Source organism: Mesorhizobium sp. M2A.F.Ca.ET.067.02.1.1 (assembly GCF_004023285.1).
Taxonomy (GTDB): Bacteria; Pseudomonadota; Alphaproteobacteria; order Rhizobiales; family Rhizobiaceae; genus Mesorhizobium.
Map to the genome: position 1 here is coordinate 1 of NZ_RZSB01000138.1, position 10,232 is coordinate 10,232.

Genomic DNA, 10,232 nt, shown 5'->3' on the forward strand with positions numbered 1-10,232 from the left:
CACCTCACCAACCGATAATGCGTTCGCCGGCAAGGGCCACCCGAAACCTGACTGGTGGTTTAGCTTTGGCAAAATGTGCAACCGGCCGCGTCGGGTCGCCAGACACAGAACTGTTTTCTTTGGCGGCTAGCTAGGATTAATTGTGCGCGCTCCAGCCCCGAGGATTCGTCCATGCAGCGATTCGAAAATGCCCGCGATGCGGCACTGGCGCTTCGTCCCGACGATCCGGTCTACTGTTTCCGCCCGCAGGTGCTGAAGGCGGATGCCCTGCAGTTCATGGGCATGTTTCCCGGCAAGACCGCCTATGCGGTGAAGACCAATGGTGAGCAGATCGTGCTGAAGACATTGGTGGAATCCGGCGTCAGCACCTTCGACGTCGCTTCGCCGGGAGAGTTCGCGGCCGTGCGCGCCGTCTCGGCGGATGCCGAGATGCTCTACATGCACCCGGTCAAGGCGCAGTCGGACATCAAGCTGGCGCTGGAGAAATACGGCATCCGGGTGATCTCGCTCGACCATGAGGACGAGATCACCAAGCTGACGCGCGTCGTGCGGGCGCTCGATATCGACCCGGGCGCCATTACCGTCTTCGTGCGCATCCAGACCAAGGGCCATGCGGCTTACGAATTGTCGAAGAAATTCGGCGCCGGGCCGGCCAATGCGGTCGAGCTTGCTGAGCGGCTGAACCGGACCGGCTACAAGGTTGGCCTCTGCTTCCATGTCGGCAGCCAGATCGAGGATCCCGACACCTATGAGCGGGCGCTGGCCTCGGCCGACTGGGTGCGCAATCGCCTGACCTTCGACATTGCCGGGCTCGATGTCGGCGGCGGTTTCCCCGCCGAATACGGCCACGATCCATACCGCAAGCAGGTCGAGATGCCTTCGCTCGGCCAGCTGATGTCGCGGCTTGCCGGCGACCTGACGGAGTATCAGTTCGACCAGATGCCGCTGGTGGCCGAGCCCGGACGCGTGATCGTGGCGCGCTGCCTGTCGCTGATCGTGCGGGTGCTGCTGCGCAAGGGCAAGCGGCTCTACATCAATGACGGCATCTGGGCCTCGCTGTCGGATTCATGGACAGGCAAGATCACCCTGCCGGCCCGCTTCATCCCCGATCCGGCGATCCGCACGCGTAATGGCGACGAGAAAAACATCGTGCCCTTCAAGGTCTGCGGCGCGACCTGCGATTCCGTCGACATCCTGTCCAGGCCGTTCTGGCTGCCGGAAACGGTCGACACCGGCGACTGGATCGAGATCGGCCATATCGGCGCCTACTCGCTGTCGCTGAGGACCCGCTTCAACGGCTTTTACCCCGACACATTCGTGGAGGTGACGACGCCGTTCGACGAAGGCGACGCGCCGCAGGGGTTCGCGAGCCTGGAGACGATGGCGGATTAAGCTCCCCCTTCTCCCCTTGTGGGAGAAGGTGTCGCCGAAGGCGACGGATGAGGGGTGCTCCAGGAAAAGCCAGCGTCTCATCCGCTGGAACACCCCTCATCCGTCTCGGCGCTGCGCGCCGATCCACCTTCTCCCACAAAGGGGAGAAGGAAAGGGCGCTACAACTTCGCCAACAGCTCCGGCGTCGGCCAGCCATCCACGGGCAGGCCAAGCCGCGTCTGCTCCTTGCGGATTGCTTCGCGCGTGTTGGTGCCCAGGATGCCGTCGACCGTGCCGACATCGTAACCCTTGGCTTCGAGCTTGGTCTGCAGCGCCTTCATTTGATCGCCGCTCAGGCCCTGCTCGGGCGTGCGCGGGTCGAATTGCGGAGCGCCGGCAAACCGCGTCGCCATAACGGCGGCGGTCAGCGCATAGGTGAAGGACTGGTTCCACTCGAGATAGACATCGAAATTGTCATAGGTCAGGAAAGCGGGACCCTTGCGGCCCATCGGTAGCGCCAGGCCGGCTTTCAGGCCATTGTCGACAAGCGGGTTGCCGTTGGGCTCGGTCACGCCCCACTGAGCCCACTGCGACAGCGGTAGCTTGTTGGTGCGGCCGGTCTGGTCCCATGGCATGTCGTCGGGAACGCGCACTTCCTGGACCCAGGGCTGGTCGCGCTTCCAGCCGCGCGACATGATCTTGTTGGCGGTCGTCATGATGACGTCCGGCACGCTGTTCCTGAGATCGACCTTGCCGTCGCCATCGCCGTCGACACCCTCGGCAAGATAGTCGGTCGGCAGGATCTGCGTCTGGCCGATCTCCCCGGCCCAGGCGCCGTTGACGTCGGCCGGCAGCACGCCGCGATCGATGAGCGTCAAAAGCGGCACCAATTGCTGGCGGAAGAGCTGGGGCCGGCGGCAGTCATGGGAAAGCGTTACCAGCGCATTCAGCGTATGGAAGTCGCCCTGCACGGCGCCGAAGTCGGTCTCCAGCCCCCAGAAGGCGGCGATGATGGCCGGCTGGACGCCGAACTGCTTGTCGGCGCGGTCGAAGATTTCGGCATATTTCTTCAGATTGGCCGCGCCCTGCTTCAGGCGGTAGGCCGAAATCATGCGGTTGGAGAACTCGGTGAAAGTCTGGGTGAAGACGCCCTGGGCGCGGTCGCGCGCCAGCGCTCGCTCGTCGATGGTGGCGTCCTCCAGCGCGTCGAGCCCGGTTTCGCCGACGCCGGCCGCCTTGGCTTCGGCCGCAACACCCTGCTTCCAGGTCTCGAAGTCGCCGCCGCATTCCTGCGCCGCCGCGGGCAGTGCAAACGCGCCGACAAAAAGCGCCGCCAGGATTTCAACGCGCAATCGCATCGCTTTCCTTTCGAGACCGGCGCATGACCTGATTGTGATCCCGGATTGGGACCGCACAGGCGCATGCGAGATTTCAAAATTCAGGAGCCGCGCCAGCCACCCGCACGAGTGCGCCGCTCCGGATTACCAGCGGTTGCATGTTTCGCCGCCCGCCGTGTCGAAAAGCAGGCGGGAGGGCCGATGTCAACGGGTGTTCTGCCGCAGCCACTTCTTCCAGGCGGCTTCCGAGCCGTTGAAGACGTTGATGTCGGACTTGCCGGTCATGCCGGGCACAATGCCGGTGCCGGTGTACTGCCAGAAGGTGAAGGGATGGCTGCCGTATTTCTCACGCGGGTGCCCTGCGACCGAGCGCAGCCAGTAGGGGTAGCCGCGGAACGTCGCCAATTGGTTGTCGTCGAAGAAGTCGACCGAGGTGTAGATGATCGGCTTCTTGCCGTAGTGACGCTCGACCATCTGTAGAAAGACGGTCATCTCACTGCGGACGGTGGCTGCATCGGGGCGCAGCCTGCAGGTCGGCGATTTCGGGTTCCATTCCATGTCGAGCACCGGCGGCATGGCTGACGGGTCATTTGGGACATTGGCGATGAACCAGCGCGCCTGGGCTTCCGCCGGCGTGCAGAAATAGAAGAAATGATAGGCCGCGCGCGGGATTCCGGCTGCCCTGGTGCGTGCCCAGTGCTCGTTGAAATTCTCGTCGAAGCGGTCGCCGCCTTCGGTCGCCTTGATGAAGGCGAAGGTGATGCCGCTGGCCCTGGCGGTGGGCCAGTCGACCGAGGTCTGGTATTTGGAGACATCGGTGCCGTGGATGGCGTAGGTCCATGGCGCGCCGCTGTCCCACTCATGCGGCTTGGAATCCTCGAATTTGGGCGCGCGCACGGTGACCGTCTGCGAGGATGGCGACAACGGCGAAAGGTCGTCGACGGTTGAGCAGGCGCAGAGCAGCGTCAGCATCAGGATGGCCGCGAGACGGCGCATGATATTCCCCGAGCCGGGTTCAGCCGGCCGCTGATGGGTCCTTTACTGATGGTGGTCGCTAACCTCGCGTCCCCCTGCCGGACGATCGCCCCACGAGATCGTCCGCCTTATTTGTCCGTCCATGTCGTTGTCCCAAAACCGCTGTGCAATTTCGGGCGACATGGACAAGTTGATCGCCGAACATGGTTGATAATCCATTGACGGCGCTCGACTACGCCGGTGATTTTGCGGAAGCAATGGCGGCAAATCGATGACATAAATCGTGCCGGCGAATCCAAAGAGGCGGGGAAAGATGCGGGCTGTCGCGAAGTTCATCAAGTGTCTGCTTGGCCTGGTGATCCTGGCGGTGGTCGCGCTCTTCGCCTGGCTCTATTTCGCGCCGCCGGAACTGATCCGGGTCGGCGCCGGCTATTCGGCCAAGATCGTCTGCTCGAACGTCTTCATTGCCGGCCGCGACGCTAACCAGGTTCTGGCCGTCGACGTGCAGGCGCCGGGCCATCCGCTGCTCAGGCTGATGAAAATCTCCGTCGACAAGGAAAGGGGACTTGTCTCCGCCGGCCTGCTGTGGGTGCTGGGCAAGAGCGTCGCGGTGGAACGCGACGGCGTCGGCTGCGCCTCGGTTCCCGACGGTGATACCGGGAAGGCGCGACAGACATCGCTGCGCGCGGCAGCTTCCGCACCGGCGCAGGCGGACGCGCTTTGGCCCGATGGCGAGCGCGTGGATGCGTCACAAAATCCCGAGGTCGCGAAAATCGTCGACGACTCGGCCATGGCCGGACCCGGCATGCGCGCCATCGTGGTGGTGAAGAACGGCCGCGTCGTCGCCGAGCGTTATGGCGACGGCTTCTCGGCCAAGACGCCGCTGCTCGGCTGGTCAATGACCAAGACGGTCAATGCCGCGATCGTCGGCACGCTGGTCAAGGACGGCAAAATGGCGATCGACAACAAGGGTCTGGTCAAGGCGTGGAAGGCCGATGGCCGCGCCGCCATCAGCGTTGCCGACATGATGGCGATGTCGAGCGGGCTGGAATTCAACGAGGATTATGGCGATGTCGCCGACGTGACGCGCATGCTCTATCTCGAGCCGGACATGGCCGGCTTCGCCGAGGCCAAGCAGCTAACCGGCGAGGTCGGAAAGGTGTTTTCCTATTCGAGCGGCACGGCGGTGATGCTGTCTCGGCTGTGGCAGGACGCGATCGGCGACAAGGCCAAGGCGCTGGCCTGGCCGCGCACGGCGCTGTTCGAGCCGCTCGGCATGCACAGCGCGGTGCTGGAGACCGACGAGCAGGGCACCTTCGTCGGTTCGTCCTATCTCTACGCCACCGCGCATGACTGGGCGCGCTTCGGCCAGTTCCTGCTGCAGGGCGGAACCTGGAACGGCAACCAGATCCTGCCTGCCGGTTTCGTCGACTGGATGCGCGAGCCGGCGCTGGCGTCGAAGGTCTACGGCAAAGGCCAGCTCTGGATCGAAGGCCCGGGCGACGAAGACAAGCCCGGCGCCGGTGCTGCCGCCGGTCTGCCCAAGGACACCTACTGGATGGAAGGCCATGACGGCCAGACGGTCGCGATCATTCCGTCGGAGCAGCTGGTGGTGGTGCGGCTTGGGCTGACGCCGGCCAAGCTAGGCTACCGGCCGCAGACCATGGTGGGAGCGCTGGTGAAGGCGCTGCACTAGTGCGTTTCACCGTTTCATAGAAACGGCGAAACGCCCTATCTATTTGTTTTTACGCAATTTCGGACGGAAAACCGCTCACACTTTTCCTGGAATTGCTCCAGTAGCACTTGCTATTTGGAGGATCCGATCATGCCGAGCCAGGCATAGCCGCGATAAAGCGTTCTGAAACGGAAGGTTGCGCCGGTGCGCTGCGATTCCGATTCAAGCACGTCGCGCAGCGAGGCGCGCGGCGAAACATGGAATTTCCGCAGCCAGCCGCGCAGCATCGTTCGGAACCAGCGCGGCAGGCCCTCCTGCTGGCCAAAATCGACGACATGCAGCGAGCCGCCAGGCGCGAGCGCGGCCAGCGCTGCCGATACCGTCTTCTCCCAGCCGGGGATCATCGACAGCGAATAGGACACGAAGACGCGGTCGAATTGCTCGACGTCGAACAACGCCTTGGCGTCGAAATCGGTGGCGTCGCCGGGCGCCAGTTTGACCTTGCCGGAGAGACCTTCGCGAGCGATGGCGGCATTGGCCGTCTCCAACATCTCGGCCGAGATGTCGAGGCCGAAGAAGCGAGCGTCGGGAAAGCGGCGGGCGGCCAGCGCGATGTTGCGGCCAGTGCCGCAGCCGAGCTCCAGCACGGTGCCGCCTTGCGGCACGTCCAACCCGTCGATCAGCCGGTCGCGGCCGAGCAGGTAGTATTTGCGGGTCAGGTCGTAGATGTGGCGCTGCCAGCGGTAGACGCCGTCCATCAGTTCGGCATGGCTGGCCGGCAGCTCCGTCGTGCTCATGCTGCGCTCTTCACGTAAAGGTGGAAGCCGCCATAGATCGCCGAGCGGTCTTTTGCCGAGAATTCGCGCGAGGCGTCGGCCTCGTAGGTCCATTGGTCGAGCAGCGAGCTGGAGACGCGGCCGGGCAGCAGGCTGGGTTCTGCCGCCGTGCGGAAGATGACACGGGCGCCAACCGAAGCGCTACGGGTGATCTCGGTCCACAGCGCGTTGAGCAGGTCGTCGGTCATCCAGTCCTGCGCGTCGAGCAGGACGAAGCGATCGACGCTGCCGGCGTCCTTGGCGGCCAGGAACTTGATCAGGTTGGCGTGGTGGATGGCGACGCGATCGATGTTGTCGCGGATCGTTTTGTAATTGCGCTGTTCCAGATAGGCAGGCAGCGCCGCCTCGCCGGGCTGCGGATAGCGGCGGGCAAAGGCCTGCCAGGCGAAGTAGTTGTTCTTCAGCGGGAAATCGCAGGCGAGCTTTTCGAGCCGAGCCTTCAAGACGCTCGCCATCGAGCCGTCGCCGGAGGTGATCAGCGAATCGTACTGCGCCGGCGGGATGCCGAGGCCGAACAGCGAAGCCTTACGCGAGGTCGCCCAGCGCAGCAGCTTCTTGTCGAAGACGGGCGCCAGTTCCTCGTTGAAGAAGCGGCGCTGCTCGCCGATATTCTGCGCCTTCATGATGCCGGCCGGGTCGACACCAAACAGCTTGCCGACGCGATGGCCCATGGCGATGAAGAGCCCGAGCAGGCCGGTCTGGTAGAAGTTGCGGTCGAAGACCGAGATGCGGCGGCGGCCGCGCCAGTTGCGACGCTCCCAGTAGTGGCGGCTGACCGCATCGAGATGCGGCGCGATGAAGCGATCGTAGGCATCGGAATTGTGGCTGGTATCGGCGGCGCCGAAGAAGCGGAAGAGGTCGCCTTGCGACGGCAGATGGCGCACCGCTTCCAGCTTCATGCGGTTGAGCGCGATGTGCGCGGCATTGAGATCGACGGCGTCGATCCTGGCCGGCGAGCGGGTCAGGTAGGCCAGAATGTTGCAGCCACCCGAGGCGATCGTGACGACGCGATGACCGGCGCCGAGCTGCATGGCCTCCATGTCGACATCCGGGTCTTCCCAGATCTGCGGATAGACCAGACCGGAGAACAGGAAGGCGAAGAGCCGCTCGGAAATGCCGTCCTTCGACAATGCGCGGTTCTGGTAGACGGCCTTTCCGACTTCCTTGCCTCGACGATAAACGAGTTCTCCGGATACGTCCGACATGGAAAGGTGATTCCCCGTTTGCGTTGGCGCAAGCGGGTAGCGCAGCGTCATGACAGGCAGGTGACAGCCTGTTGACGGCAGGCTGTCACGAATTCTTACGCGCTTCCGAAGCCTCCAGGTGTCGGCGTGGTGACCATGACGGCTTCGCCGGCATCGAGCGTGGTCTGGTCGCAGGCCTTGAGGATGTCGACCGAGCCGTCATTGCGCCTGACCTTGGTCGAGCCCGACTCGCCGTCGCCGCCGCCGTCGAGACCCTGGGGCGGCCGGCTTCGATGCGAGGACAGGATCGCGCATCCCATCTTCTCGAGAAAACGGATTGTGCGCCTGGTGCCGTCGCCGGCATTCCACTTGCCCTTGCCGCCGGAGCCTTCGCGGATGTGGAAGTCTTCCAGCACGACGGGGAAGCGCAGTTCCAGCACCTCCGGATCGGTGAGGCGCGAATTGGTCATGTGGGTGTGAACGCCGGAGGTGCCGGCAAAACCGCGGCCCGAATTCATCCGGCCGGCCGGTGAGCCGGAGCAGATCGTCTCGTAATACTGGTATTTCTTGTTGCCGAAGGTGAGGTTGTTCATCGTGCCTTGCGCATTGGCCATGGCGCCCATCGCGCCGAACAATGCGTTGGTGACATGCTGCGAGGTCTCGACATTGCCGGCGACGACGGCGGCGGGGTAGGCTGGCTTCAACATCGAGCCGTCGGGGATGACGATGTTGATCGGCCTGAGGCACCCGGCATTCATCGGGATCATGTCCTCGACCATGACGCGGAAGGCATAGAGTACGGCTGCGCGCGCCACCGGCTCCGGCGCGTTGAAATTGTTCTCCATGACAGGCGAGGTGCCGGTGAAATCGACGGTCGCCTCGCGCTTTTTCCGGTCGACGGTGATCTTCACCCTGATCACTTGGCCGGTGTCGGTCGGGTATTCGTAAGCGGCGCTGTCGGGAAGCCGCTCGATCACGCGGCGCACGCTCTCGGCGGCATTGTCCTGGACATGGCCCATATAGGCCTCGACGACATCGAGGCCGAAATGCGCGACCATCTTGCGCAGTTCCGCCACACCCTTTTCGTTGGCGGCGATCTGCGCCTTGAGATCGGCGATGTTCTGGGCAGGATTGCGCGCGGGGTAGGGATGGTCGGTCAGCAGTGCCTCCAGCTCCGTCTCGCGGAAGCGGCCGCGATTGACGATGCGGAAATTGTCGAACAGCACGCCTTCCTCATCGACCGTTGTCGCAAGCGGCGTCATCGAGCCGGGTGCGGTGCCGCCGACATCGGCGTGATGGCCGCGAGAGGCCGCCCAGAACAGGATCTCGCTCTGGGCATCGTCGAAGACAGGCGTCACCACCGTGATGTCGGGCAGATGCGTGCCGCCATTGTACGGCGCGTTGAGCGCGAAGACGTCGCCGGGATGGATGTCGCCGGAATTCAGGCGGATGACGGTTTCGACGGAACGGTCCATCGAGCCCAGATGCACCGGCATGTGCGGCGCGTTGGCGACCAGCGCGCCATGGCGGTCGAACACGGCGCAGGAAAAATCGAGCCGCTCCTTGATGTTCACCGAATAGGCGGTGTTCTGCAGCGTCACGCCCATCTGCTCGGCGATCGACATGAAGAGGTTGTTGAACACCTCCAGCATCACAGGATCGGCCTCGGTGCCGAGCGCCGCGGCACGCGCTTTCCGTTCCGTGCGGCGGATCACGACGTGGTTGAGACCGGTGATTTCGGCCCGCCAGCCGGGCTCGACGACAATGGTCTGGTTCGGCTCGATGATCAGCGCGGGGCCGGCGACCGTGTTGGATGGCCTCAGGTTTTCACGGCGATAGACGCCGGCCTCGTGCCAGCGGCCCTCGGTATAGATGCGCCGGCTTTCCGAAGGCTTGGGCTCGACTCCTGCCGCTCCGTCAGGGGCGGAGGTTTCAGCCTTGTCCTGTCGAGCGGCCTCCATGCCTTCGACGGCGACGGTTTCTACGACGATCGGCTTGTCGTCATAGATGAATCCGAACTGCGCCCTGTGCGCGGCCTCGAAATCGCTTCTGGCGCGGAAGATCGAGCCATGCTCGAAATTCACCGGCAGGGCCGTGTCGGTGCCGTCGTAGCGGACATGCAGCACGGGCCTCGTCGAAAGCGCCTCCTCGGCAATGCCCTGTTCGCCGAGTTCGGCGACGACCTCGCTGCGCAAGGCCGCGATGAGCGCCTCGACCGCGGATCGGGATTCCTCGGAAAGCGGCTGCAGCAGACCCTGCTGGCGCGAGGCGAAGACCGACGAGAGGCCGATCCCGTAAGCGGAAAGCAGGCCGGAAAAGGGATGGATCAGCACCGCTTCCATGCCGAGCGCGTCGGCGACTAGGCAGGCGTGCTGGCCGCCGGCGCCGCCGAAACAGTTCAAGAGATATTCCGTGACATCATAGCCGCGCTGCACCGAGATCTTCTTGATGGCGTTGGCCATGTTCTCGACGGCGATGGTGACAAAGCCTTCGGCGACCGCCTCGGGCGAACGGCCGTCGCCGATCTGGGCGGCAAGTGCCGTGAATTTCTCGCGAACCGCGCCAGCGTCGAGCGGCTGGTCCTGGCCGGCGCCGAAGATCGCCGGGAAGAAATCGGGCTGCAATTTGCCGAGCATGACATTGGCGTCGGTGACGGCGAGCGGGCCGCCGCGCCGGTAGGCGGCGGGGCCGGGATTGGCGCCGGCCGAATCCGGGCCGACGCGGAAGCGTTCCGCCTCGTAATGCAGGATCGAGCCGCCGCCGGCGGCGACCGTGTGGATGCGCATCATCGGCGCGCGGATGCGCACGCCGGCGACCTCGGTATCGAAGGCGCGCTCATATTCGCCGTCAGACT

Annotated in this window: 7 protein-coding genes; 2 read left to right on the forward strand and 5 right to left on the reverse strand. The window is 64.2% G+C overall.

Translation table 11 applies throughout. From position 1 onward, the window contains the following. Positions 1-171 precede the first annotated feature (171 nt). Positions 172-1,392 carry an alanine racemase gene (locus tag EOA28_RS12710; RefSeq protein ID WP_127253879.1) on the forward strand — a complete coding sequence of 407 codons (1,221 nt, stop codon included), beginning with the start codon at positions 172-174 and terminating at the stop codon, positions 1,390-1,392. 158 nt (positions 1,393-1,550) lie between these two features. Here the strand turns inward: EOA28_RS12710 and EOA28_RS12715 are convergent, their stop codons facing one another. Then, the gene (locus EOA28_RS12715) at positions 1,551-2,729 is read right to left on the reverse strand and encodes a lytic murein transglycosylase (protein WP_127386194.1); all 1,179 of its coding nucleotides are present in this window, start codon (positions 2,727-2,729) and stop codon (positions 1,551-1,553) included. Positions 2,730-2,912: 183 nt separating this feature from the next. Next, a complete protein-coding gene (locus tag EOA28_RS12720; protein WP_127253925.1) occupies positions 2,913-3,704 on the reverse strand; it encodes a GH25 family lysozyme in 792 nt (263 codons plus the stop codon). A gap of 292 nt (positions 3,705-3,996) precedes the next feature. Here EOA28_RS12720 and EOA28_RS12725 point away from each other — a divergent pair, with 292 nt between their 5' ends. Further along, positions 3,997-5,379, forward strand: a complete 1,383-nt coding sequence (locus tag EOA28_RS12725) for a serine hydrolase (RefSeq protein WP_127386193.1) — start codon at positions 3,997-3,999, stop codon at positions 5,377-5,379. Positions 5,380-5,489: 110 nt separating this feature from the next. Here EOA28_RS12725 and EOA28_RS12730 read toward each other — a convergent pair whose 3' ends face one another. From EOA28_RS12730 to EOA28_RS12740, 3 genes are all read right to left on the reverse strand, one after another. Continuing rightward, positions 5,490-6,155, reverse strand: coding sequence for a class I SAM-dependent methyltransferase (locus tag EOA28_RS12730; protein WP_127253842.1), 666 nt, complete (start codon positions 6,153-6,155; stop codon positions 5,490-5,492). Further along, positions 6,152-7,450 carry a DUF3419 family protein gene (locus EOA28_RS12735; RefSeq protein ID WP_127253843.1) on the reverse strand — a complete coding sequence of 433 codons (1,299 nt, stop codon included), beginning with the start codon at positions 7,448-7,450 and terminating at the stop codon, positions 6,152-6,154. The genes EOA28_RS12730 and EOA28_RS12735 overlap by 4 nt, the downstream gene beginning before the upstream one ends. A gap of 44 nt (positions 7,451-7,494) precedes the next feature. Further along, a partial coding sequence (locus tag EOA28_RS12740) for a hydantoinase B/oxoprolinase family protein (protein WP_128314930.1) occupies positions 7,495-10,232 on the reverse strand: 2,738 nt, incomplete at its 5' end.

Bases quoted from the DNA above. Each gene is read 5' to 3' on its own strand.
- EOA28_RS12725 (WP_127386193.1), top strand. From the start codon at position 3,997: ATGCGGGCTGTCGCGAAGTTCATCAAGTGTCTGCTTGGCCTGGTGATC.
- EOA28_RS12735 (WP_127253843.1), bottom strand. From the start codon at position 7,450: ATGACGCTGCGCTACCCGCTTGCGCCAACGCAAACGGGGAATCACCTT.
- EOA28_RS12730 (WP_127253842.1), bottom strand. From the start codon at position 6,155: ATGAGCACGACGGAGCTGCCGGCCAGCCATGCCGAACTGATGGACGGC.
- EOA28_RS12715 (WP_127386194.1), bottom strand. From the start codon at position 2,729: ATGCGATTGCGCGTTGAAATCCTGGCGGCGCTTTTTGTCGGCGCGTTT.
- EOA28_RS12710 (WP_127253879.1), top strand. From the start codon at position 172: ATGCAGCGATTCGAAAATGCCCGCGATGCGGCACTGGCGCTTCGTCCC.
- EOA28_RS12720 (WP_127253925.1), bottom strand. From the start codon at position 3,704: ATGCGCCGTCTCGCGGCCATCCTGATGCTGACGCTGCTCTGCGCCTGC.